The organism is Paenibacillus baimaensis (assembly GCF_025567575.1).
The window spans coordinates 601644-627546 of record NZ_JAOQIO010000007.1 but is presented as its reverse complement, the minus strand read 5'-3'; the positions used below and the strand labels follow the sequence as shown (position 1 = coordinate 627546).

Below are 25903 nucleotides of genomic sequence, written 5' to 3'. Positions count from 1 at the left end.
GAATGCTAGACTAGATTAAGAATTCATATATTCTTTAGGAGGCTATGACATGAGAAAGAAGGGGCTCGTAGTATCAATATGTTTTGCACTTGCGGCAACAGCCGTGTTGGCAGGATGTAGCCCAGAAAAAAAAGCGGCCACACCCCCGGCAAGTACAGCAAATCAGGATGCCGTCACGATTAATTTTTATCATTGGTACAACGAAGAAACAGGTAACTGGAGTAAGGTTATCAAGGCTTTTGAGGAGAAGAATCCGGGGATCAAAGTACAGTCCAAGCCGCTGGTTGACAATGTAAGTGCGCCAGAATACTTAAAGAAGCTGGATCTGATGACTGCCTCTGGCGAGTACATGGATGTCGTAATGTTCCACGATGCCGGAGAATTTGCAAAACGCGTAAAGATCGGTATGATGGAACCGCTTGACGGCTATCTAAGTAAGGATGGTGTCGATGTTTCGAAGGAATACCTGATTGATCCGAAAATTGACGGAAAGTATTATGGACTGCCGGCTAAATACATTATTGCCATGATCATGTTGAATAAAAAACAGTTGGATGAAGCCGGTTTGCCAATTCCACAGGATTGGACCTGGAAGGAATTTGCCGAATATGCCAAGAAGCTGACTAAAGGAGAAGGCCCTACCAAAACCTATGGAGCGTTTCTACGCGATCAATATTTGCATTACACACTTAATATGAGCGGGCTGCCGCAGGATAGCTATATCATAAAAGACGACAGCTCCTCCAATATAACGAACCCTTTATTCAAACAATCCTTGGAGCTGCGCAACCAGATGGAAAATATAGACAAGTCATCTGTGCCGCTGTCAGACACCATTTCCCAAAAACTGGATTATCGTCAGCAGTTTTTTACCGGAAAAGCCAATATGCTTATCGCAGGAAGCTGGATGATCTCAGAATGGGGCAATTTCAAGCCTGATTTCGAAATTGCATGGGCTCCCTATCCGAAAAATTCACCATCCGACCCTGCGTACTACGCTCGGACATCCGGTGATATTATCGGTGTAGCCAAGAGCTCCAAGCATAAGGAAGCCGCTTATAAGTTTGCTCGCTGGTTCAGCACGGAAGGCATTGTTGTACAAGGCTTAAGCTTGCCAGGTTGGAAGCAGGCAGATCAAGCCAAAGCGGTTGATACATTGATTGCGGGTACGAAAACGCCCCAAGCTGTCGACAAAAAATCGTTAATGGACGTATTAGGTAAATCTGTAGGGTCGAAAATCGTTATTCCGCCTGCGTACGGACCTGAAGTGGAAAAAGCGTTTGTGGATGAAGCACAATTGTATTTGTTTGATAAGCAAAATGTAGATACTACCTTGACTAAAATTCAAGAAAAGGTCCAAAAAATCATGACCTCAAATAAAAAATAGAACAAAATGAAAGAGGGGCGTTGTGCCCCTCTGTTCAATAAAGGAGCAGATTCCATGCCATATCTACATATGAAGCAGCGGGTCAAACAGCTGTGCGATACGTTAATAACCTATCAAGTGGATCATTTAGTAGAATCGTGGGAAGGTGGTATTATTTGTCCATCCTGCAAAAGAATTCATGGAAGATGCGGAGACGCTATTTTCCCAATGTATTACATGGCAGTCGAGACAGGAGAGGAACGCTACAGGCATTCCGCTCAAAAGCTGGTTCAGTTTATGAAAAGAAATCAGCTATTTGACGGGTCCTGGTTAAATGATGAGCCGTCAACCTGGAAAGGAACTACGGTTTTTCAAACCTTATCCTTATGTCATGCCTATGACTATTTAAATGATAATGATGAAGCAGACGAAGCTGCAGCATTACTGGATATGATCGAAAAAGCGGCTAAATGGATCACTTGGGCTTTCTGCGAGGGGGGTATTGCTCAAACTAATGTCAATTATTTTATTACGACTGGCGCTGTACTACAGTGGTGCTCACAAATATTAAACAACGCCGATTATGCGCGCGAAGCGAAGAAGCTGATGTACTGGTCTCTTGAACAAATTAATAAAGACGGGTTTATTATAGGTGAAGCCAAGTACACGAATCGACCTCATGACAACATTGATATCGGATATAACTTTGATATGAGCATTGGTGCAATGGCGGAGTATTATTTATTAACAGGGGATACTCAGGTTAAAGAAGCAACGCTGAGAGTGCTGAGAGCACATATTCAAATGATATACCCGGATGGTTCGATGGATAATTCCTTCGGAAGTCGGGGCTACAAATGGACGCTTTATGGAAGTAAAACAGCACATGGATGTCAAATGGCGCTGATGATGTTATGTGATGAAGATCCGGCGTTTGCCGAGGCTGCTGACAGAAACGCGCACTATGTGGCGAGCTGCATGAATAAAGACGGAATGGTTGGATATGGACCGCACCATGAAGCAATTTTCGACAAAAGCTGTATTCATACCACGTTTAATCGCGCGGATGCTTTTGCTGTTGCTCTCGTTTATGGAAAGCCGATTCCGGAATCATCATTGATTCCATCCGACCATATATTTGGGCTCAAACAATTCCCATCGTTGAATACGTATCATGCTCGTACGGAAAGTCTCATGGCCACGGTTACCGGATTTGGAGCCAATAACGCACCTACCGGTGGCAGTATCTCCTATCTATGGCATAACACGCTGGGGCCGCTGCAGATTGGATCGGCTACAACCTACGAACGGTCTGAAGTTTTTAATATGCCTGAATACCCGGGAACGTATAGAGGAACGACGACTCCGCGAATTGAAGCTGTTATTCAAGGAACGAACTATGGAAGCTTATATGAATACGAAGCCGCAATTGCTGCGGACGAGGACCGGACTTCCCTTCACGTATATGGCAGATTGAAGCCACTGCAGCAGCCTATTCAAATCGACAGCCGAGCAGCCTACTCTATTCATTACCGTTTTTACGATCAGAAGGTCGAGAAAACCTATCGTTTTGATGTTCAGTTTCCTATGGATCGTTTGTCGATCATCGAACCGTTCGTTATTCAATCCGATACTTCAACAGCAAGAGATAACAGCGGAATCGTGATGGAAACATCAGGTACTACAGTTACAGTTAAGGGCGAAGGCTCACCGTTTATATTCAACACTGAACAAGAGGGAGCCACGATTGCTGCTGTTTTTCCTGCTGTCATGTGCACACCTGTACAATGGACCATGGAAAATGTGCTTCCCGGCAATTATGAGTTTACAGTAAGCATCTCTGTACAATAGCAAATGGAAGTCAAAAGAGGGTGAATGATAATGAGCAAGGCAGCATTAAGAGAAAATTTGGCCGCTTATATGTTTATCGGGCCGATGTTACTTGGGGTATCGGTACTCGTATTTTTCCCGGTCATGACAACGATCATATTAAGCTTTACAGACTGGAATTTCGTAGCTGGTCTTGATAATGTGAATTTTATCGGTTTAGACAATTTCAAGGAGCTGTTTCAGGACGATATTTTTTTGGTTTCGATCAAAAACAATATGATATTGATGCTTGTTGTCCCTATCGGCATGTCGATATCGCTATTGCTGGCGGTTTTAATTAACAAGCAAGTATACTTTAAAGATTTTTTTAAAGTCGTTTACTTTATGCCTTACATTTCGAGTGTCGTTGCTGTAGCAGTTGTATTTCAGGTTTTATTTCACCCGAGCTATGGACCCATCAATCAGTTTTTAATATCCATAGGGATCGAGCATCCTCCCAAATGGCTTTCTGATGTGAACTTTGCGCTACCGTCTGTCATGATGATTCTGGTCTGGATACAAATCGGCTTTCAATTAATTATTTACTTGGCAGGCCTACAAAATATCCCGCAGGATCTTTATGAAGCGGCAGATATTGATGGGGCTAACGCTTGGGGCAAATTCAGACATATCACACTGCCGATGATCTCCTCAACATCCTTTTTCCTGCTTATTACCGGGATTATCAGCACGTTTAAAGTATTTGATCTGATTGCTGTGTTAACGTCAGGTGGTCCATCCAACTCAACGTCGGTCACCGTGTACTATTTATATGAAACTGCCTTTTTAAATCTGAAGTCCGGTTACGCGTCGGCCATCGCGTTAGTGTTATTGCTGTTTGTTTTTTTGATAACCCTCATTCAATGGTATGGCCAAAAAAAATGGGTTAATTATTAGGGGGAGCACCAATGAAAAGTCAATTTATGCAGCAAATCCAGATCCCAAAATTAATCCTGACGTTGGTTATGCTAGTCGTGGGCATTGTATTTCTACTGCCGTTCCTTTGGATGCTGGTGACCTCGTTTAAAATGGAGAAGGATGTATTCAACTTTCCCATTGAATGGGTTCCCAGCACCTGGAACGCGGTCGAGAATTATAAGGAAGTATGGCTTGGGAAATATCCATTTTACTTGTATTACTTGAATTCTATTAAAGTATCTGTGCTAACGACGCTGGCATCGGTTGTTTTTTCAAGCATGGCTGCGTTTGGATTTGCCAAGCTTGAATTCAAAGGCAAAAACTTTTTGTTCGTCCTGACATTAATGATGTATATGATCCCGTCTCAAGCGATTTTAGTTCCGCAGTTTATTACCTTCAAATGGCTGAATTTATATGACAGTCACTTGGGGCTGATTGTTTTACATTGCTTTAGCGTATTCGGTACTTTCATGTTGAGACAGTTTTTCATGAATGTGCATCCGGAGTACATCGAATCGGCCAAAATGGACGGTGCCGGCTACTTTAGAACCTTTGTGAGTATCGCGCTTCCGCTCGTTCGGCCGGCTATTGCAACCTATGCGATTATCCGTTTTATATGGACATGGAATGATTATCAAACACCGTTAATTTTCCTTCGCAGCGAGATGCTTTATACGATTCAGATTGGTATGCGGCAGTTTTCGGATGCAGAGGGTCAATTCTACGCGCTTACGATGACCGGTGCGGTATCGGCGATTATTCCGCTGCTTCTTGTGTTCATCTTAGCTCAAAAGCATGTCATAGCCGGGATATCAGTGGGTGGGGTCAAGGGTTAGCCCTCAACTGCAATTTTTCCTCCGGGTAGGATAGTTACATGTTATGATAGATGAAGAGGTTTATCTCTGTCCTCATTTCATCTAAAGGATCGTGCAGCATATATGAGAATGTGGGTTAACTTTTCTGAAACATCTCTTCGTCAAAAATTGATTATTTCATCGGTATTCTGTTTGCTAGTCCCGTTGATGATTACAGCAGCGATATCCAATTACATGGCCAAAGATGTTCTTCGGGACAATGCCATCAGCAGCTCTCAAGAGACATTGAAGATGGTTGAACTACATATATCCAACTATATGAACAACCTGCTCTATATTAACAATTACATACAATTTGACAGTGAAATGAACTCATTGCTCAAAGAAAGTAAAGATATATCCAACCCGAATGATCAGGCATTGATTCAATCGCAAATTACGGCCAAGCTCGGGAGCATAACGAATTTGTTAAATGATTTATATATTACGATTTTAATTGGAGATCACAGTAGTATTGAAAACAGCTATACGAATTACCCGCTTTTTAATTATGACTCCAGACAGTTCTATCAGCAGCCATGGTTTGACCAGTTAAAGAGCTTGAATGCCTATGAGACGTATTGGCTCGGCAGCCAACCTAACTATATTCTTTCCAGTCAAAAAAACAACCCATACCTGATCACGATAGCACGAAAGGTTCAATATTCATCGGACCCGTTTGGGTATGTCATTATTAGTGCCAAAGAAAAAGATTTCAATGAAGCGTTTAGAAAAGTGTCGGGAAACCATGAAATCATGATGGTGAACGCGAGTGGTACCATTCTGTCGCATACGGACCCGTCCCGAATCGGACAGCAGTTTCCCTACACTAACAGCCTTTCCTTAGCTCATGATGATGCCGGGATTATTAAGATCAATGGAGAAGAATATTTGGTAGCCAGCCGCAAAACACCTTTCTCCGATTGGTCACTCATCACTTTGACCCGTTATAATGAAGCAACGGAAAAAATTAATTTTATTCAACGCACCAATATACTGATTCAGATCTTGTTTTTTTCGTTCTTTTTGGTCATTTTGATTTTTCTCGTCCGCCAAATCACGAAGCCGTTAAAGGGATTGGGAAGAGTTGCCGCCGAAATCGAATCCGGTAATTTATCCATCCGATCCGACATCAAGGGCAATAATGAAATAGGGAGACTAAGCAGGTCATTCGACAAGATGCTTAACCGTATTGAAGAGATGCTGCGCCAAACTGTATTGGAGCAAGCCCACAAACGGAAGATTGAATTGGAAATGCTTCAGGCGCAAATCAATCCGCACTTCTTGTTTAATATTTTGAATTCTATCCGTTTGAAGATTTTGTTGAACAACGATTCAGAGAATGCATCCTTGATTCAGGCGCTTTCTACTCTTTTACGGATGACCATTAACAGGAATAATGAATTTATCCCGTTGGTTCAGGAGGTTGAAATTGTTACCAATTACATCAAACTGATGAATATGCGGCAGCAAGATCCGATTGAATACGAGGTATGTTTAGCTGAGGATACATTGCTCAAGGAGGTCCCTCGTCTTTTTATCCAGCCATTGATCGAAAATGCCTATATTCATGGCTTCAACGAAGGAGGAGGGAAAATCACGATTTCCTCTCAGCTGGATCAGGCTCTCAACCATTTGATCGTTAGCATAGAGGATAACGGCAAGGGGATGACGGAAGAGCAATGTCGGCTGCTAGTTGAGCACATGGTGAAAAATGAATATGAGATAGAAAAGAACAGCAGCGGTTTATCCGGTATCGGACTGCAAAATGTATATGCACGTATGAAGCTGGTCTATGGACCTCTGCTTCGGGTAGATATCCAAAGCGCCGTAGGCGAAGGTACACGTATTAAGCTGAGCATTCCATTGCACAAAGGGGGAGATCCATATGTATAAGGTTATGTTGGTGGATGATGATTTCCCTGTGCTGGAATATTTGCAGAAAGTTATACCTTGGGATAGCCTGAACCTGCAATTGATCGGCAGATTTGATAACGGACAGAAGGCACATAACAAGGCTATGACGGAGATGCCGGATATTTTGATCACGGATATCGGCATGCCAGTCATGGATGGATTAAAGCTGATTGACAGTTTGACGGCACAGAAGGATAACCTGCGATCCGTTATTCTGTCATGCCACGATGAATTTGCGTTCGCTATGCATGCTATTAAGTTGAATGTTGTGGAGTATATTTTGAAAGAGACCCTGGACCCCCAGATGCTGATCGAAATACTGCAAAAGATTATTCACAATCTGGATGAGGATCACAAGATCAAACAGCAGATCCAGGAAGCGGCATCGTTTGCAAATGACAAAAATAACAGGCTAAAAAAAGAATGGATTTCATCGTTAATGAATAATCCACTCCTGGATGAAGATACCTGGGTTCAGCAGGCCGGCTCCATAGGCTTGGATTTTCAAGACAACAGCTATATTCCGGTCCTTTGTTACATTAACAGGTATCACGATGCCCAAAAAAGATATATAACGGATCATTTGATTTCTTTTCTGGTTCAAAATGTGATCGAAGAAATTGTGGCCATGGAAAATAATCAAGGGATTTTACAATTTACCTATAATGGCAAAGAAACCGTACTGCTTTTTCCAATCCAGGACTTTTTGAAAACGAATGTGTATGAGACGATGAATAGAATACTGGAAACCATCAACACATCGTTAACCATGTATTTGAAGTTCTCTATAACCGTTCTGGTCGGACAGATCGCCCGGAATTCTCTGGAACTGAAATCCTATATGAAACAGCTGCTGGAGTATAACGAGCATAGTTTTTATCTGGAGGAAGGCTCCATTATTAAGCTGCCAAGTGTGACATACTCATTCTCAAGGGAAGATCTTTTTGCCAAATATATAGAAGCCACCCAACAATTTCAGGACATTATTCTCAGAGAAAATGAGACCGATCTCAAGGACGCTTTGGACCAATGGATATATACCCTGGGGCAAGAGAAATATAGGCCGCGAGTGATTAAAGAATGGGGTTTAAAAATATTGCTCGACCTGCGTGTGAAAATAAAGTCACTGCTGCATTTTGAGACCAAATTTTCTGAAGAAGTCGTTCATCAAAATTTGCTGCATGCCGAAACCATTGAGCATTTCAAAGATATGATGTGGGACAATCTGTCAGAGCTGCTGCAGGTCATCCATAATGTGAACGCGAGCTCCAAGCGATATGAAATTATTGAAGCTCAGCGGTATATCCTTCATCATTTGCACCAAAAAATAACGTTGTCCGAGATTGCCGATCATCTTAACCTTAATGCAGCTTATTTTAGCAGGCTGTTTAAAAAAGAAACAAACGAAAATTTTGTTGATCATGTCATCCGACTCAAGATGGAAAAAGCTTGTGAATATTTGGATCACAGCAGCAAAAATATGGAGCAAATCAGCGAGCTATTAGGTTTTGACAGCAAAAGCTACTTTATTCGAACCTTCAAAAAAATTACTGGAATGCTGCCATCCGATTATAAGCACAGATTAAGGGACAACAGTGCCCTGTAAAGCAAAATAAATCAGACTTTTTACAAGGAGTGGGCTGTGATGAAAACCATCGTTTGTGAGGAACCGTATCGTTTCGCAGTAACAGAGACCGAAATACCGGTACCGAAGGAAGGCGAAGCCCTGATAAAAATCAAGCGAATCGGGATATGCGGCACCGATCTTCATGCCTATAAAGGCAATCAGCCTTTTTTCACCTATCCTCGTATTCTGGGTCATGAAATGTCTGGTGAGATTGTAGAGATCGGGTCGAACGATATGGGATTGTCTAAAGGTGATCTGACGATTATATCTCCATACCGTTATTGCGGCAGTTGTATAGCTTGTCAACAAGGTAAAACGAATTGCTGCACGAATTTGAAGCTGCTTGGTGTACATGAAGATGGGGGAATGCGTGAATATATTGTCGTACCTCATAATTTGCTGATCAAAGCAGACGGATTAACCGCAGAGCAAGCAGCGATTACGGAATGTCTATGTATCGGTGCACATGCAGTGCGCAGAGCAACTATAGTTCCTGGCGAATTCGTTCTTGTCATCGGTGCCGGGCCTATTGGTCTGGGTGTCATGAAATTTGCTCAATTAGCCGGTGCCAAAGTAATAGCGATGGACATTAATGATGAACGTCTTGCGTATTGCAAGCAATGGGTTCCTGTCGATGAAGCCGTTAATGCCATGAACAATCCTATTCAGGCTATTGAGCAGATTACACAAGGGAATTTGCCAACAGTTGTGTTTGATGCAACTGGCAATGCAGCATCTATGGAATCGGCGGCTCAATATGTTGCTCATACAGGACGGTTGATATATGTGGGTTTGGTCAAATCGAGAATTTCATTTGATGATCCTGAGTTTCACAAAAAGGAAATGAGCATTCTTAGCAGCCGTAACGCGACGCGAGAAGATTTCCAGCAAGTTATGGACAATATCCGTAACGGGCACATTGATACCGACTCCTATATTACCCACCGCGTAGATTTTGCGCAAATGATAGAAAGCTATGACTCGTGGCTGAAGCCTGAGACTGGCGTAATTAAAGCAATAGTCAATCTGGATTGAGAGGAATTACCATATGAAAATGGCTGTACAGTTATACACGCTTCGCGAGTTTCTTCAAACTCCTGCGGATATAGAAACGACACTTCGAAAAGTAAAACAAATGGGATACAACGCAGTCCAGGTTTCGGGATTAGGTCCTATTGACCCTGGAGCTTTAAAAGAAATGACGGACAGGGAAGACTTGGAAATATGTGCAACCCACATCCATTATGATGATTTGGCAGAAAAGCTCGATGATGTTATAGAGAAACATCTCCTATGGGACTGCAAATATGTTGGAATCGGCGCGATGCCGCAGGAGCTTCGTTACACCAAGGAAGGTTACCTTACTTTTGCAAAGTGGGCTTCCAACGTCGGACAGCAGCTGCAAAGCGCAGGCTTGAAGTTTATATATCATAACCATAATTTTGAGTTTGCCAAATTTAACGGCACAACAGGCATGGAGATTCTGATCGAAGAGACAGATCCGTCGGTTGATTTTGAGTTGGATGTATATTGGGTGCAGGCGGGTGGTGCAGATCCGGTTGAATGGATACGAAAAGTGAATGGCCGCATGAAAGTTGTCCATCTCAAAGACATGACGGTCACAAGTGATCGTGAGCAGCGGTATGCTGAAATTGGAGAAGGCAATATGGATTTTGTTCGTATTTTGGATGCATGTAAGGAAATTGGTGTGGAATGGGGAGCTGTAGAGCAGGATCAATGCTATGGAAGCAACCCTTTTGAATGTCTGCAGCGGAGTTGGCATAAGCTTCATCAGTTAGGGATGAAAGCCTGAATGGGGATACTTGTCGAGAAACCAGGTCAGTTTCATAGCTTTATGTTTTTCGATATGGCAAGCCATTGGAGATTCCAAAATGGAGCTCGCGTAACTGCGCGAAGCTCCGTTTTTGTTTTCACACATCATTACATTCGAAAAATACGCGGTAATGCCGGGAGAAGCTTGTCCATTGTAATAGGATCGTCGAAATTCCATTTGGCTTCCGTCACATAAACGTATTGACTGTCAAACGAATTCCAGTAGGCGCTATTCATTACACGCATTACTTCTTTTCTGGAACGCTCGCTCTCATCCACTAGCAGAAACAAACGATCAGCATCATAATCGCTCATTTGCTCTAATTCTATTCCATGAAAGGGAATTCCCGATTCGATCATCCTCCTCACCTTGTCAGCAGGCTCAAACGCCATTGGGTGATAGAGCGTCAAAGCGACTCCTTTCATCCCCATCACAAATAATCTGCCTTCCGCATAGACGAAAATTGCAGCTGTTTCCCTTGTTCCTTTATGGGCAGCAAGATGACGCCACATTTCCTCGGATTTCCGCTTATGACTCTCAATCCACTGCTGAGCAAGGTTTTGCTTGCCGAATAGCTTAGCTACCTGGAGAATCCGAGTATAAGTCGGTTCATTTCTGTCAATAGAAACAGTAGGCGCAATTTTGGACAGATCCTCCATCTCATCCTGCCGAAAGCTGCTGTATAGGATCAAATCCGGGTTCAGCGCCTTTATTTTGCCTGGTTCCCCTAATAAGCCAATATCTGAAATGTTGTGCAGTTCATTGCGATAAACAACCTTCTTACCGATAACGGTCATATCCGCACCAACGGGTCTGATGCCCAGAGCAAGCAAATCCCCAAGTACATAACCAACCGCAACTACTCTTGAGAAGGGATTAGCGCCCTGGTCATTCACCGGTTGATTGTAGCTTCTAGTCCTCGCATATTGCTTCGGCGTCAAGCCCATCGTATGCCGGAACCTGCGTGCAAAATAATATTCATCCTTATAACCGACCCTGCGGGAAATTTCCCGCAAAGGATCGTCGGTCAGCAGCAATAGTTCCTTCGCACGATTCATTCGCAGCTCTGTCAAATAATCGAGAGGCTTCTTGCCTGTCAAAGACTGAAATAAAGCGCTATATTGCCAGCGGGCTACGCCGGACATTCTGGATAGCTGTTCAACGGTAATTTCCTCTCGGTAGTGCTGAGCCATATAGGCTACGGTGTGCTCAACAGCCAGTGTCGCATCTGATGCGGAAGTCGAAGCTGTGACATTGTCCATAAGCATAACAAGCAGCTCTTGCAGGCGAATTTGCTGCTTGAGCTTCTCTACTTCTTGATGGCTTTGATCGGTTGAAGCCACCTCTGCCATTTGTTCCAGCAAATCAACAAAACGGGACATGGAAGTCACATCGATCTTCGTCTCATAAGGCAGCTTTAATCCGATCTCATTAGCCGGTTGCTGCTCTCCCAGACGGTAGGCATCGAATGAAATGACGTACACCACATCCAAATAATCACTTTTGCCGCTCAATTCAATTTCTGCTTTCGCATCTGGTGCGAGCAGAAGGCACACTCCTTTATCGACATGGATGGAATGGCCCTCTAGATGAAGCTTGCCTTCGCTCTGGACAAAGGCGACGATACGATGGCCCGACCGCTGTAAAGACTTGGCGGACGAACTGAGTGCTGAATCTATTATATGAACTTTCACAGGAACGTACAAATAAGGAAGTAGCGGGGAAGCCGATGTTTCATATGGTTCTAACAATGGATAGTCATTCATCAGCGGACCCCTTTTTATCATCATGATTATAATAGTATATCGGAATATAAATAGCCTATCAAGAAATTAGCCTTGTTCTTCATTTTGTCCAAAAAAAAATCAGACATTTCTCTATTGTTATTATCGAAGAGAATTCATAGTATTATTGATGATAATAATCATTCTCAATAGAAAAAGGGGTACCTACTTAAATGTTCAGAATAAAAGGAAACACATTCATCCCTAAGATAGCCATCCTTCTAGCCTTACTTATGCTGGCAATGGGATGCACACAGCAAAATGCTGCTTCGACCGACACCAAGGAGACGGTAACAAGCGATACAGCCCAAACGAATAAAGCGATCACCGTTGCGTGGCTGAGAGATATAGGACCCTTGAATCCTCATGTTTACTATCCATCGCAATTATTTGCCCAATCCATGCTGTACGAGCCACTGGTCAGCTATAAAGAAGGCGGTCAGCTTAAGCCCTATTTGGCTGAGTCATGGACCATTTCAGCAGACGGCAAAGAATACACCTTCAAGCTCCGCCAAGATGTCAAATTTTCAGATGGAACGCCATTTAATGCTTTCCTTGTAAAGAAGAATTTCGATGCAATCATGGTAAACAAAAGCGTTCATAGCTGGGTTGGATTAGTAAAAGTGCTTAAACAGACGGAAGCTGTGGACGAACATACGTTTAAAATAACTTTGACTGATCCTTACTATCCGACCTTGCAGGATTTGGCGATCGTGCGGCCTTTCCGTTTTCTTGCCGAAGCTGGATTCCCGGATGATGGGAACACTACCAAAGACATAAAGAAACCAATAGGTACTGGACCGTGGCTGCTTGCCGATTATAAGCAAGATCAATATGCGGTATTCACCAGAAATCCGAATTATTGGGGAGAGGCTCCCAAAATTGACAAGATAACCGTTAAAATCATACCGGATGGCGAAACGCGAGTGCTGGCTTTTGAGAAGGGAGAGCTGGATCTGATTTTTGGCGAAGGGGTCATTAGCATGGATGCCTTCCAGCAATTGAAAGCTTCGGGCAAATATGAAACCGAATTATCCGAGCCTGTAGGTACAAGAAGCCTGCTGCTAAATACATTAAATGAAAAGCTGGCAGACCACCGGGTGCGGCTTGCTCTTCAGCACGGCTTCAACAAAGCAGCCATGGTGAAAGGGATAACGGGAGACGTAGAGGAAAAGGCAGACAACATTTTGTCCAAAAACTATCCTTACTCCAATATCAACGCCCAGCCGATCAACTATAATGTTGATAAAGCTAAGGCCTATCTGGAAGAAGCCGGATGGAAGCTGAAGGCGGGCCAAACCGTAAGGGAAAGGGACGGACAAAGGCTGGAACTAGAGTTAATGTATGATAAGGGCGATCTCATTCAAAAAACGATGGCAGAAACGATTCAGTCTCAATGGGGAGAAATTGGGGTTAAGCTGAACCTCTCAAGCGTTGAGTTAGCCGTTATACCCAAACGGTTGAGAGAGGGCCAATTCGACATCCACTTCTGGTTCAATTATGGTGTACCATATGATCCGCACTCGTTGATCAATTCTGTAAGTGAGCCGAATTTCGGCATTTCCGAAGCTCACAGCCGTATCCCGATGAAGGCAGAGCTGGATCAGCAAATTCATGCGGCACTGGCTTCAACTGATGAGACCAAACGCCAGGAGCTGTACACGTCTATTTTGAAAACATTGCATGAGCAGTCGGTTATCCTGCCTATTTCTTATATTAAACAAACGGTAGTTTACCAGAAAAAAATCAAAAACTTTAAATTTCCGGCAAGCCGTTGGGATCATCCCTTTGATGGAATTACAATCAAACCGTAACGAACAGGAGGTCCCTTCCATTTTATGAGCAGCTATATCGGGAAGCGATTTCTGGCAATTATCCCCATGGTTCTTTTTGCGACACTCATCACGTTTATACTCATTCATCTTTCGCCGGTCGATCCGGCGGAAGCTTATTTTTCCGCAGCACATATTAAACCGACCGAAGAGCTGCTATCCGAGAAACGACATGAGATGGGGCTGGATATGCCGCTGTTTGTGCAATATGGGCATGCTGTGGCACGTATAGCCCAGCTTGATTTTGGCACATCGTATCTTTCGGGTAAACCTGTCTGGCAAGAAGTGAGGCTTCGCTTGCCCGCTACGCTGCAGCTTGCCTTAAGCAGTATGTGCTTAACGATTGTGGTCAGCGTCCTGCTTGGGTATGGATCGGCTATTTATAAAAATAGCTGGGTGGACTATTTGAGCAGATTGCTTTCGTATTTCGGTGCTTCGATCCCACAGTTTTGGCTTGGGTATTTGTTGATTTTCTTCTTCTCTGTTCAGCTGGATTGGCTGCCTGTAGACGGAATCGGCACTTGGAAACATCTCGTTCTGCCTTCCTTAACGTTGTCTTTGGGACTCATCGCCATCTATACTCGACTGCTGCGGGAAAGCATATTGGAGCAATTGCAGGAATCTTATGTGCTGTACGCCCGGACAAGGGGAATGAAGGAAAAAACGATTATTTTGAAGCATGTTATGAAAATTGCGATTTCCCCCGTCATTACCGGTCTTGGCATGAATTTAGGCAAATTGCTGACAGGAACGATTATCGTAGAACAGTTGTTTTCATGGCCCGGATTTGGACGGTATTTCGTAGAGGCCATTTTTAATCGGGACATTCCCGTTATTCAATGCTACGTAGTTCTCGCAGCCTGTCTGTTCCTTATAAGCAATCTGCTCGTTGATTTGGTGCAAATGTATATGGACCCGAGAATTTCGTTGAAGGGAAGAAGCGTTCATTGATTGCAACCATTCACAATACCTTCAAAGGAAGGAAGACAATTGCGGTATGCTCCGCTGTACTGCTGCTTTGCTTTCTTATTACGATTCTAGCGCCATGGATCTCGCCGCATGATCCAGTTAAGGTCAATCTGGAGCTTAAGCTGCAGCCGCCTTCATCCGACTATTTATTAGGAACCGATCACTTAGGACGCGACAATTTATCTCGTCTTCTGTTTGGAGCCCGAATATCATTGGGTCTTGTTTTCATGGTCTTTATGGCTTCATTAGGAATGGGTCTTCTCGTTGGAACGGCGGCAGGCTACAGAGGCGGCTGGATCGATTATGCTGTCATGCGGTTTTGCGATGGGGTTATGGCTTTTCCAAATCTTGTGCTGGTATTGGGTATTGTTGGTATTTTTGGCCCTGGAATTATGCAAGTCGTGCTAGCCCTCCTGTTTGTGCAATGGGTATATTATGCGCGAATGTTTCGTGGACTCGTTGTCAGCTTGAGAGAACGCCAGTTTATAACCGCTGCCCGAATTAACGGCTCCTCTTCATGGAAGATTATCAGATTACATATAATTCCAAATGTACTGCCACCTATTATCGTCATCGGCACTCTGGAAATGGGCTGGGCGATTATGGATATCTCTGCTCTATCCTTTCTCGGACTGGGCATTCAAGCACCTACACCCGAGTGGGGAGCCATGATTCATGAAGGCAAAGCTTTTATTCGCAGCCATCCCGAATTAATGCTGTATCCAGGACTGCTTATTTTGCTTGTTGTCATTAATTTCAATTTGCTGGGAGAAGCTTTATCCAGTCATTTTGGGGTAAAAAAACATTTTTGAACAGGAATGAGACCTACGATGGAAGAGCCTCGCAAAGTGATGCAGGTAAGCGGTTTGAACGTCACAATGAAAACGAAGCAGGGCTTGCTCCCGCTCATTCAAAATATTCATATTGATTTAAAGCAAGGTCAGGTGCTTGGTCTTGTCGGTGAAAGCGGCAGCGGCAAAACCGTAACCTGCAGTTCCTTGCTGCAATTGCCAAGTCAACAAGCTATCAGGGAAGGAAGCATTCAATTAAACGGACGTGAGCTGAACGGCTTGCCTCAGCAAGAGATGCAGCGCATTCGAGGCAAAGAGATTGGCTTTATTATGCAAAATCCGATGAATGCCTTCACCCCCGTGTATACGATAGGCCATCAATTTATGGAAACTATCCGTGTGCATTGCAAAATGAGCAAAAAGCAGGCATTCGAGCTGGTAGCGGTTTGTCTGGAAAATGTAAACTTGCCTGATCCTTCAAGGCTCATGAAGCTGTATCCTTTTCAACTGAGCGGGGGAATGCTTCAGCGGGTCATGATTGCCCTATCCATGTGTCTGAAGCCTGCCGTCGTAATCGCCGATGAGCCAACGACTGCTTTGGATGTGGTCAACCAGCTTCAGGTGTTAAAGCAGCTTGAACGGCTGAGATCGGAATGTGGTACAACGATTTTATTAATTACCCATGATTTGGGCGTCATTGCGGAGATGGCGGATGAAGTTATCGTCATGCATCAAGGGTCAATCGTTGAACAAGCCGATGTATTTGAACTGTTCGATGCTCCCAAGAATGAGTATACGAAAACATTGTTAAACGCCAGGCTGAAGCTGCCTGCTTCATTGACAATGAGGACATGACCGTAAATGTAATTTAGCAAACGGGGTAGAACCATATGAGCTTGCTGCATGTAAAAGAAATCACCCTTGCCTATGGAAAAACCGGACTGTTCGGCTTGCCGCGTCGACTCATTCCTGTCCTCTCCAATGTCTCACTAACGATTGATGAGGGCGTTTGTCTCGGTTTGCTTGGAAGCAGCGGTGCAGGGAAAAGTACACTCGGCAAAGTTATTTTGGGCTTAGAGAAGCCATCACACGGCCAAATTATTTTTCAAGGACAAGATCTTTACAACATGAGTGCTTCTGATCGAAAGCAGGCCAGAAGAGATTTGCAAGTCGTTTTTCAGGATTGTTACTCCTCGGTAAATCCACGAATGACCATAGAACAGATCATTGGAGAGCCGCTCGATAACTACGAAATCAGGTCACCCAGTAAACAAAAGCATGTAATTGGTGAGCTGTTGGAAATGGTCGGTTTAAAAGCGGAGGATATGGCCAAATATCCGAATCAATTCAGTGGTGGACAGCTGCAAAGAATTAATATTGCCCGAGCGATTGCCTTAAAGCCGAAGCTTATCGTGCTTGATGAGTCGGTAAGCAGCCTCGATATGGTTACTCAAACCCAAATTTTAGCTTTGTTAAACGATTTAAAACGTTCATTCGGGCTTTCTTATTTATTTATAACACATAATTTGGAAGCCGCCTATTTTCTGTCAGATCGGTTAGCCGTGTTAGACCGTGGCGAGCTAGTTGAAATGTTTGAGGAAAAGGAACAAATCTTAACATCGCCACATCCTACTGTACAAAGTCTGCTGCAATCTGTTCTAGCTGACCATCCTGGCAATCGGAAAGTGAGAAACGTGCAGCAATTTACTTAAGTGTGTGAGGCATAACCACGAGGCGATTCAACGTGGGGGGCCCACACTTTTTTTACGTGAATGCCTCTAGCCACTATTCCGTATTTGAAAGGAGCCAATATCCTGCAATGAGCACAAATATGTCCGTATCCTCGCCTTTTATTAGACTTTATGTCATTACGTTTTTGTTTTTCAGTGCAAATCCCATTATTAATATTGTTGTTCCGCTGCGCGGCGAAGCCGAAGGGGCAAGCAATACCGAAATTGGTATCATGATGGGCGCTTATATGATGACCAGCATGCTGTTCCGCCCATGGGCGGGCAACGTTGTCCACCGCTTTGGCCCACTATTCGTGCTGCGTATTTTGTTAATTGCAAACTTTGTTATTTTGGTTCTGTATGCACAATTCAGTCTGGAGTGGTATTTCGTTCTTCGTGCGCTGCAAGGCATTACGACAGCTTTTTTCTCCTTAGCCTTGCAAATGGGCATTGTCGACACGTTACCTGAAAAAGAACGTTCGCAAGGCATCTCGCTGTATTTGTTAGCAGGCATGCTGCCTACCGTAATCGGACCCATAGCCGCTTTATATTTGTGGGATTGGGGCGGGATGAAGGCGTTCGCTTCTGCCATGCTCATTATTGGCCTTGCAGCCAGCATTATAGGATACCATTCGCCGCTTCCGTCCCGTTTGATCAGCAACGATGACATGAAGCCAAAAAGCTCCATGATGGCCCAGCTCAGCCAATTATGGAGTAATCGCGCCTTTCTTGTATGTAGTATGGCTATGCTCATTGCTTCCGCAGGCTTTGGCGCTGTTGTAACGTTCATTGTGCTGTATACACAACAAAGCGGAGTCGGCAATGCTGGCCTCTATCTCATGGTTCAGGCTGGCGTCATCGTATTATCCAGATTTGCTCTTCGCAAAAAAGTGCCTTCAGAAGGGAATTGGCATGCGCCTTTAGTTATCGGCCTGCTGCTGTGCTTAACTGTAGGCATTCAGCTATTAGCCATGTCTATACATTATGGAGCTGCCCTTATGTATGCGTCGGCTGTATTAAACGGGTTTGGTATGGCACTGCTGTATCCAACGTTGATGACGTATTTAACCTTTGTGCTACCAGCAGCTTCCCGCAATACGCTTATCGGTGTATTTATTGCGGTGTCAGACTTCGGCGTCGTGCTCGGCAATATGGCAATGGGACCCATCGCTGACCATTGGTCATATTCGTTGATGTATAGCGTTTGTGCCAGCATGCTGCTTGCCGCTGCTGGAGTTGTGTACGTAAGTGGCCGTCGCTTGAATAGATATTGACAATCTGCGAATTTGGATGGAGCTTGCCATTTAGGGTTAGATTTTCCTCAAGGACAAGCGGCTTCTCGAAACGCTTCAATATCAGCGTTTTTATTAATTTTCTATGATTTATATCACTTACGTTCTTAACCTAACGACTTATAATCATTACTATAAGCAGCTAAAGTTAATAATGAATAGGTGGAGGTATGATTTATGGAATTAATGAAAAATTCAGAACCGAAAAACCAATTTAGCGGACTTGGCCTTGTTATTTTCCTGATGGGTGTAATTACGTTCGGCCCGTTGATTTATTTTCTAATTAGCTGGGCGCTTGGCAATGTGCCACTGGTATCTGGAGGACCCGTAAATTGAAGAAAATGATACCTAATAGATGAGTCTTGAACAATCAATTTAGTGAGTTTGAACCCCTGATTCTATCAGATATTTCCCATATTTGATAGGGTCAGGGGTTCTCATTTTTGCATAACGCAGCCAAGTGTTGGTCTATGATAGCTTCAAGGCGGTCTGCTGTCAGCCGTTTTGGCTGCATAAGCTGGTGTACGGCTAATCCGTCGACTAACGCGTACAATTTCTCCGTTTCCAATTCCGCATCCAACCCAGGCCTTATCAGCTGCTGCTCCACCAGCGTATCGATCACAAACTTCGAAGCTTTGTACAAGCCATCCTGCATGTCCTCGCTCAATCTTTTCAATTCCGGATAAATCAATGCTTTGGCATTAAATGAAAACCAAACCTCCATTTCCATTATTCTTTCCTTGTCCACGGGTAAAAACTGCAAAAGCAAACGTTTTAAATCCAACAGAATCGGTCCTTCAAAATCCCATGCTTCAATGCGCGTCTGAATACGATGAACAAAAATGCTCATACAGAAGGCAAACAGCTCCACCTGTGTGGAGAAGTAATGTCTCATTGATCCTACGGATAACCCGGCTTCCTCTGCGATATTGCGTACGGTGGCCTGTTCAAGGCCCGATCTTTCGATGACTCTTAAAGCTGCTTCGGCGACGATATGTCTCTGTTTTTCATGATCTACGATTTTTGGCATAGCTCCATTATACATGGTTTCTTTTTTATAATACAGTGTGCTATAATCATTTAAATAATACAATGTATTAAATAAAAGATAACCATGAGAGGAAATATTGCCAAATGAGTAGAGTTAGTTTACGAAAGAAATCATCCAAAATCATAAAGTGGAAAAGGATACTACTGATCTTTGTATCTGCCATTATATTTATCATTGGATCAGGATTTATTTATGAATGGATTTCATCTAAGCAAGCTGAAGCGAATTTTCCACCGCAGGGTAAGCTAGTTGATGTGGGCGGATACCGTCTGCACATCCACAAAATCGGCACCGGTTCCCCCACGATTATTCTTGAAGCGGGAAGCGGAGAAACGAGTTTATCCTGGAGAGATATTCCTGATCAGTTGGCCAAATCCGCAACCGTTGTGAGTTATGATCGCGCGGGATACGCGTGGAGCGAGAAAGCGAATAGAGAACGGACAGGAGCCAATATCGTTTCAGAGCTGCATTCCGCTTTGAAGAAAGAGGGTATCGACGGGCCCTATATACTTGTCGGTCATTCGCTTGGAGGGATGTATACCCGGTTATTTGCACAAGCCTATCGAGATGAAGTCACTGGCTTAGTGCTTGTTGACGCGAGACCCGAAAACGATGAACGGGATACAAGGGCGATTTACGAGCAGGAGAAATTTGCAGGAAACCCACCAGCGACTGTTTTAAAGCTGTTGAAGATGTCAGGAAGCTTGCGACTGTTCCAGGATGTTCTGCTAGAAGGTCTGGTTGCGAAGGAAGACAGGGATTCGTTTATTAATGTCATGGCCAAACCCAGTTTTTTTGAAGCCAAAGAAGAAGAGGGCAAGCTGGCGAACAGCACAGAAGACGCAATTCGAGGACAGAACTTGGATACGCTACCTGTGAGAATTATTGCCAGAGGGGTACCTCAAGACTATGCCAAAGCTGGCGTTTCGGAAGATAACGGTAAAAGGCTTGAGGAGATCTGGCAAGCCGGACAGCGAGAACTACTGAAAATTTCCACCTCCAGTCAGCTTATCGTAGCAAAGAAGAGCGGTCATATGGTCATTCACGATGAGCCCTCCCTTGTGGTAGAGACCATTCTCAGTTTATTGGAGCGTTAGAATTATGACACCAAGGAGAAGTGGAAAATGAATTCCATGTACTATTGACGGTACTTGCTGTGGTTTATCTGAAAGACTACGGCTATAGACGAGGCACAAAAATAACCCAGCTGCCACCGCGGCAACTGGGTTCAAGTATCATACCGAAGCTGCCAATTTGGCAATCTCTGATTTCTCCTCCGGGAACTTAGCGGTAAAGGAATCATAGATTTGTTGATCATTTTGTCCTAATTTTTGTAAGGCTGCCAAGTACCATCTCACGATCATACGTGAAATGGGAGCATCCGATTGAAGGCCAGCATTCACTCGCAGTACATCTACCGCCCCTTTGTAATCCTGCCGTTCCGCGAAAATTTTTCCTATGGCCAATGATATGCCAGGAGTAACATCAAATGGCTCCCCTTGCATCTGTCCTTTGGGCAGGCTTTTTAAAGACTCCTTACGGGTCAGCATCTGCTGGTAAGTCTCCATAGCTTGGTTCCATAGCTTGACATTCAATTCCTTGTTACTGTCCGTTCTCGCACGATCACCCAGCTCAGCATAAAGACCAATCGCACGTTCATACCAGTTCTGTCCGCCTTGCCGGATATTAATACCCCAGCTATTATTACGCAGGTTTCTCTCTGTCACTGCTAAAGCCTCGTTTAACTTCCCTTCCGTAATGTATTGGTTATACTCGGTCTCAAGGCTTTCTTTATTATAAGGCTCCTTCTGTTTCAACAGCTCCAAATAGGTTTTGGCCTCTTCGTACAGGTTAGCATTTTTAGATTGATTATAAGCTTGATACAGCAGGCTTAGCTTTAGATTCACATAATCCGGATGAGCAGGTGTCGCTGCCAGGGCTGCATTCATCGGTTTCATAACATCTTCAAAACGAACCTGTTCGCTGCTCTGCAGCTTTTCTAGTGTAGCCATGTACTGCCGATTACCATTTAATTCTTTAAGTCCAGATATCATGACAACAATCGAGACAACACCGATCACTAACGGGTATATCAAGCGTGTTTTTCCTTGATTTATTCGCCCGATCCAAGTCTTTTCCTTAATTAAGGATGGGACGAACCTCAAACCTGCAGCCAAACCACCAAGGGAAAGAAAAACAACCGAAGCCAGATATGCATAGCTCATTTCAAAATCAAGTAGGCTATGGATCAAAATCGATACCGACACGATATAGAAAACCTGATAGCTGCCTCGATCTTCAATGTTTTGTTTGAAGTATTGCCTGATATATAAATAATAAATAGTAATGAGCAGGGCCGTCAGTACGAGTAATCCAATCAAGCCGGTTTCAACCCAATATTGGAGGAAAAAATTATGTACCTGTTTAACGATGTAGGGATTATTTTGATACTGTTGATATAAAATCGTCCATGCGCCACCCCCAGCTCCAATAATCGGGTAATCACCCACCAATTTCATAGAATCCTTGTACATCGTCAATCGTTCCAGAACACTATGCTGCTGGAAATTAATCGATTGCAGGCGAGTCTGTAATTCCACAGGCAGGAGCCTGGAAACAAAATTGTTTCCCGACAGCAGTATAGCCCCGAACAAACCCGCTACAATCAGAATGATCGGAATAAAAAGATTGGCTATACGATACTTGTTAATCGCAAGCGTTCGCTGCTCCAGCTTCGGCACCACATATCGTTGGATGACCGTAATGATCAGACCCGCTAGTATCGATACGGAGCCTACAATCAGCCAGCCCTTTAACGACTCAGTATCAAACAGGCTGAGTAGAGCGGGTTGAAGGGGGTCACCTGCCGTTACTTGCTGAAAGATACGGGTCGTAATACTTCTGACAGGCTCAAGTATCAGCAGCGCACCGACGGCTCCGATCATCGCGTACACAAAAAAACAAATTTGCTGTGCGAATCTGAAAAAAGGTAAAATGGCCAACGCAATCAGAGGCAATACGACCAGTCCACCTCTGGAAAGTGTGAGTAGGAACGACACAAGCAGCGGCACTATCATAACCGCATGAATCGATATAACATACCATTTACGCTCATTCATTAACAACCACAAAGCAGATAGTAGAATGGCAAGCAAATAAGCAGCATACGCATTGGCATATTGAAAAACCGAAGTTAACCTCAGTCCTTGATCGGATAGCATCACCGCATCCCTAAAATAGACATTGCCAAACATATTCATAAAACAATAAATGACAGCGACGTAACCAGCTAATACGATACCGTTTTGGATAATTCGTGCACCGAGTTTGTTTTTGGCAAAAGCTACGGCTAGGACAAAAAAGATACTGTACATCACATTTAACATAATCATACTGGAAGCATAATGGCTTGAAACCGCATGGACAGATGCAAGGATGTAAGCAGCGGGGATCGTCCATATCCATAACCCGAGGACATCACTGACATCCGTTAATTGCCAATGATAAGCTTGATAAATGCTAAGTACAAACAGCATGATCCCCGCCCAAAATAACGCAGAATTCAATGCATATTCATATTGTACCGTGTAACCATAAAAAAGCCCGGTTTGAAACAACCATACGAATAAAAAAACAGTAATCAGTGCGAGTGAAAGCCAATACAGGAGAGACCTGTCCTTATCGCCCTTGTTTCCACGCTCCCTGTCTTTTTTGTATGAATGGGGTATTGATGATGTTGCCATACCTAACCTCTTTCCTGTAAAATCAACTTTTTCATTCACATATAAGCTAATATTTTCCACTTCATTAGACGTAGCAAGTCCTACATTTGTTTCATTTTCTGGAATATTTATATTCTTAAATAACGAAAAAAAACTCGTCTTTGGCTTCATCGGCTCAAGACGAGTTTTTTACTACTTTCTACCAGATAGGCACGAAACCGTTAATTTCGTCCAGAACGGCATCGATGGCCTGTACCACATCAGGAGACAAGGTAACGCCGCTTGCTTGGATATTTTCTTCGATTTGCGTTAATCGGCTGGCTCCCACAATCGCTGAGCTGACACCCGGCTGTCTTAATATCCAGGCGATTGCGAGCTGCGACAAGGTTAATCCCTGATCTTTGGCGATGACATCCAGCTTGCCAACGCACCCAAGAACATCGTCCTGCAAATAGCTGCTGATCCAGCGGTTGATATCGCTGTTGGCCGCGCGGCTTTCGGATGGAATCGGCTGGCCTGCCTTGTATTTGCCGCTCAATATGCCTTGTGCCAGTGGAGAAAACACGATTTGTCCCAAGCCTTCTTTGACGGAGGTTGGCAGCACTTCTTTCTCAATATAACGGACAAGCATGTTATAGATAGGCTGGTTTGAAATTAACGGTCTAAGGTTCAACCTTTTGCCTATATGGACCGCATCAGTAATCTGTGCCGCTGACCATTCGCTCACTCCGGCATAGAGGACCTTTCCCTGACTGACCAAATCGTCCAGAGCGCGCAGCGTTTCCTCTAACGGCACCTCCGGATCGAACCGGTGGCATTGATACAAGTCGATATAATCCGCTCCAAGCCTCTTCAGGCTGGCTTCGCACTGTTCAACGATATGCTTGCGCGACAGTCCTTTATCGTTGGGTCCATCACCCATTGGAAAATACAGCTTTGTCGCAATGACATAGCTTTCACGTGCATAATCTTTAAGCGCTTCACCGACGACGATTTCCGAAGCACCGCGGTTGTACGCGTTGGCTGTATCAAAGAAATTAACGCCGTTATCGTAAGCGTATTTGATACAATCGATCGCTGTCTGCTTCTCCACCGCGGTACCGTAGGTTAACCAGCTCCCCAACGAAATCTCACTGACTTTTAATCCGCTTCTGCCTAAATTCCGATATTTCATGTATGTTCCTCCTGTTTGATCCATCAACCTGCTCAATAGCAAGACTAGCGGCGGCCGATATTTTCGATTTTTTTCATCCTTAACTTGAAGTAATCCTCGTTTTGCAGCTCATTGGCTTTCTCTTGCAGTTTATCCGCATCCTCATGAATAGAAACAATTCGCCCTTGATAGGCATCCAGCTTGCCTTCACCCACCAAATAAGCCAGTGTCGGAGCTAGGTGGGCAGGAGCGTCTCTATGCTCCGCAAAGGCCTGGGTAATACGCGGAAAATAGGTTTGCCCAGCCTCTGTTTCTCTTTGATATTTAGTCATATCCGTATCGTTCAAGCCAGGATCTAAGGCAAAAGCCATCACTCCTGTATCCTGCAGCTCGGCATTCAGATTTTCTGTAAACCGGGCAATAGCCGTTTTTGAGGTACCGTAGCCATTGCCGTATTTAAACTCCCGAGTGGTGCCGCCGCCTACGACATTAATAATTCTTCCTGCGCCTTGTTCAAGCATAAGGGGGACAGCGCCCTGCACACAGTGAAACACCCCGAACAGATTGGTGCTTACATCGTTGATCCACACCTCAGGGTCTACCTCCCATGTGGGTCCGATAGCGGCAAACGCGCCAGCGTTGTTGATCCACACATCCACATTGCTAACGATATTTCGAATTTGACCGATTGCTTTTTGCACAGAACTGCGTTGTTGAACATCCAGATGCAGACAGTGGCTTCGAGGTGACAGCTCCCTCAGCTGCTGATCAAGTTCATTCAGAAGCTGTTCGTTTCTGCCGGTTCCCACAACGGTATACCCACGCTCAGCAAAATAAAGGGCTGTATTTTTTCCGATTCCTCTCGTAGCACCTGTGATGACGACTACCTTGTCCGAATCTCCCATAATGGAATACCTCCTTGAAGAACAAGTTAATAAAGCTCGTTCCTGATCCTCATGATACAGGATTAGAAGAAATTATTTAAGAACTGACTTATTATGCAATTAGTTACCTTGAAGTAACCACGATGGGATATTCCGAAGAATGAAGCTGCGATGTCAGCACTTTTGGCTTGTCCAAAAGCCATTTCGTTCCATAAAGCTAACATTGACAGATATTCATTAGTGGCATAATAATTAACATCTAAGAACAGTCAGGTTCCAATGAGGGCCTGATGTTCAATTTGAATGAACA

Annotated in this window: 21 protein-coding genes; 16 read left to right on the top strand and 5 right to left on the bottom strand. The window is 44.1% G+C overall.

The window, feature by feature from the left end:
• Positions 1-49: 49 nt before the first annotated feature.
• From OB236_RS04360 to OB236_RS04325, 8 genes are all read left to right on the top strand, one after another.
• Positions 50-1387 carry an ABC transporter substrate-binding protein gene (locus tag OB236_RS04360; protein WP_262682937.1) on the top strand — a complete coding sequence of 446 codons (1338 nt, stop codon included), beginning with the start codon at positions 50-52 and terminating at the stop codon, positions 1385-1387.
• A gap of 54 nt (positions 1388-1441) precedes the next feature.
• Entirely contained in the window at positions 1442-3217 is a 1776-nt protein-coding gene (locus OB236_RS04355; protein ID WP_262682936.1) for a hypothetical protein, read from the top strand.
• A gap of 30 nt (positions 3218-3247) precedes the next feature.
• Entirely contained in the window at positions 3248-4132 is an 885-nt protein-coding gene (locus OB236_RS04350) for a carbohydrate ABC transporter permease (protein ID WP_262682935.1), read from the top strand.
• A gap of 11 nt (positions 4133-4143) precedes the next feature.
• On the top strand, positions 4144-4989 hold the full coding sequence (locus OB236_RS04345) for a carbohydrate ABC transporter permease (RefSeq protein WP_262682934.1): 846 nt from the start codon (positions 4144-4146) through the stop codon (positions 4987-4989).
• A gap of 102 nt (positions 4990-5091) precedes the next feature.
• Positions 5092-6903, top strand: coding sequence for a sensor histidine kinase (locus tag OB236_RS04340; protein ID WP_262682933.1), 1812 nt, complete (start codon positions 5092-5094; stop codon positions 6901-6903).
• Positions 6896-8530, top strand: a complete 1635-nt coding sequence (locus OB236_RS04335; protein WP_262682932.1) for a helix-turn-helix domain-containing protein — start codon at positions 6896-6898, stop codon at positions 8528-8530. Before OB236_RS04340 ends, OB236_RS04335 begins: the two co-directional genes overlap by 8 nt.
• A gap of 39 nt (positions 8531-8569) precedes the next feature.
• A complete protein-coding gene (locus OB236_RS04330) occupies positions 8570-9586 on the top strand; it encodes a zinc-binding alcohol dehydrogenase family protein (protein WP_262682931.1) in 1017 nt (338 codons plus the stop codon).
• A 13-nt stretch (positions 9587-9599) separates the two neighbouring features.
• Entirely contained in the window at positions 9600-10364 is a 765-nt protein-coding gene (locus OB236_RS04325) for a sugar phosphate isomerase/epimerase family protein (protein ID WP_262682930.1), read from the top strand.
• A 128-nt stretch (positions 10365-10492) separates the two neighbouring features.
• On the opposite strand, the gene OB236_RS04320 is transcribed toward OB236_RS04325, so the two are convergent.
• Positions 10493-12151 (bottom strand): AraC family transcriptional regulator, encoded by a 1659-nt coding sequence (locus OB236_RS04320; protein WP_262682929.1) that lies wholly within the window; start codon positions 12149-12151, stop codon positions 10493-10495.
• 191 nt (positions 12152-12342) lie between these two features.
• Here OB236_RS04320 and nikA point away from each other — a divergent pair, with 191 nt between their 5' ends.
• From nikA to OB236_RS04285, 7 genes are all read left to right on the top strand, one after another.
• Entirely contained in the window at positions 12343-13983 is a 1641-nt protein-coding gene (gene nikA, locus OB236_RS04315) for a nickel ABC transporter substrate-binding protein (protein ID WP_262682928.1), read from the top strand.
• 24 nt (positions 13984-14007) lie between these two features.
• Positions 14008-14952 (top strand): nickel ABC transporter permease subunit NikB, encoded by a 945-nt coding sequence (gene nikB / locus OB236_RS04310; RefSeq protein ID WP_262682927.1) that lies wholly within the window; start codon positions 14008-14010, stop codon positions 14950-14952.
• Positions 14949-15782: a nickel ABC transporter permease subunit NikC gene (gene nikC / locus OB236_RS04305; RefSeq protein ID WP_262682926.1), complete on the top strand. Its 834-nt coding sequence runs from the start codon at positions 14949-14951 to the stop codon at positions 15780-15782. Before nikB ends, nikC begins: the two co-directional genes overlap by 4 nt.
• Positions 15783-15800: 18 nt before the next feature.
• A complete protein-coding gene (gene nikD / locus OB236_RS04300) occupies positions 15801-16616 on the top strand; it encodes a nickel import ATP-binding protein NikD (RefSeq protein ID WP_262682925.1) in 816 nt (271 codons plus the stop codon).
• 35 nt (positions 16617-16651) lie between these two features.
• On the top strand, positions 16652-17473 hold the full coding sequence (gene nikE / locus OB236_RS04295) for a nickel import ATP-binding protein NikE (RefSeq protein WP_262682924.1): 822 nt from the start codon (positions 16652-16654) through the stop codon (positions 17471-17473).
• A 107-nt stretch (positions 17474-17580) separates the two neighbouring features.
• On the top strand, positions 17581-18765 hold the full coding sequence (gene cntE, locus OB236_RS04290) for a staphylopine family metallophore export MFS transporter CntE (protein WP_262682923.1): 1185 nt from the start codon (positions 17581-17583) through the stop codon (positions 18763-18765).
• A gap of 195 nt (positions 18766-18960) precedes the next feature.
• Positions 18961-19119 carry a hypothetical protein gene (locus OB236_RS04285; RefSeq protein WP_179097410.1) on the top strand — a complete coding sequence of 53 codons (159 nt, stop codon included), beginning with the start codon at positions 18961-18963 and terminating at the stop codon, positions 19117-19119.
• A 91-nt stretch (positions 19120-19210) separates the two neighbouring features.
• Here the strand turns inward: OB236_RS04285 and OB236_RS04280 are convergent, their stop codons facing one another.
• Positions 19211-19813, bottom strand: a complete 603-nt coding sequence (locus tag OB236_RS04280) for a TetR/AcrR family transcriptional regulator (protein ID WP_262682922.1) — start codon at positions 19811-19813, stop codon at positions 19211-19213.
• 104 nt (positions 19814-19917) lie between these two features.
• Here OB236_RS04280 and OB236_RS04275 point away from each other — a divergent pair, with 104 nt between their 5' ends.
• Positions 19918-20931 (top strand): alpha/beta fold hydrolase, encoded by a 1014-nt coding sequence (locus tag OB236_RS04275; RefSeq protein ID WP_262682921.1) that lies wholly within the window; start codon positions 19918-19920, stop codon positions 20929-20931.
• 138 nt (positions 20932-21069) lie between these two features.
• Here the strand turns inward: OB236_RS04275 and OB236_RS04270 are convergent, their stop codons facing one another.
• The 3 genes from OB236_RS04270 to OB236_RS04260 form a co-directional block, all read right to left on the bottom strand.
• Positions 21070-23577 (bottom strand): O-antigen ligase family protein, encoded by a 2508-nt coding sequence (locus tag OB236_RS04270; RefSeq protein ID WP_262682920.1) that lies wholly within the window; start codon positions 23575-23577, stop codon positions 21070-21072.
• Positions 23578-23755: 178 nt separating this feature from the next.
• Positions 23756-24730: an aldo/keto reductase family protein gene (locus OB236_RS04265; RefSeq protein ID WP_262682919.1), complete on the bottom strand. Its 975-nt coding sequence runs from the start codon at positions 24728-24730 to the stop codon at positions 23756-23758.
• A 44-nt stretch (positions 24731-24774) separates the two neighbouring features.
• Positions 24775-25614, bottom strand: coding sequence for an SDR family NAD(P)-dependent oxidoreductase (locus OB236_RS04260; protein WP_262682918.1), 840 nt, complete (start codon positions 25612-25614; stop codon positions 24775-24777).
• Positions 25615-25903 lie beyond the last annotated feature (289 nt).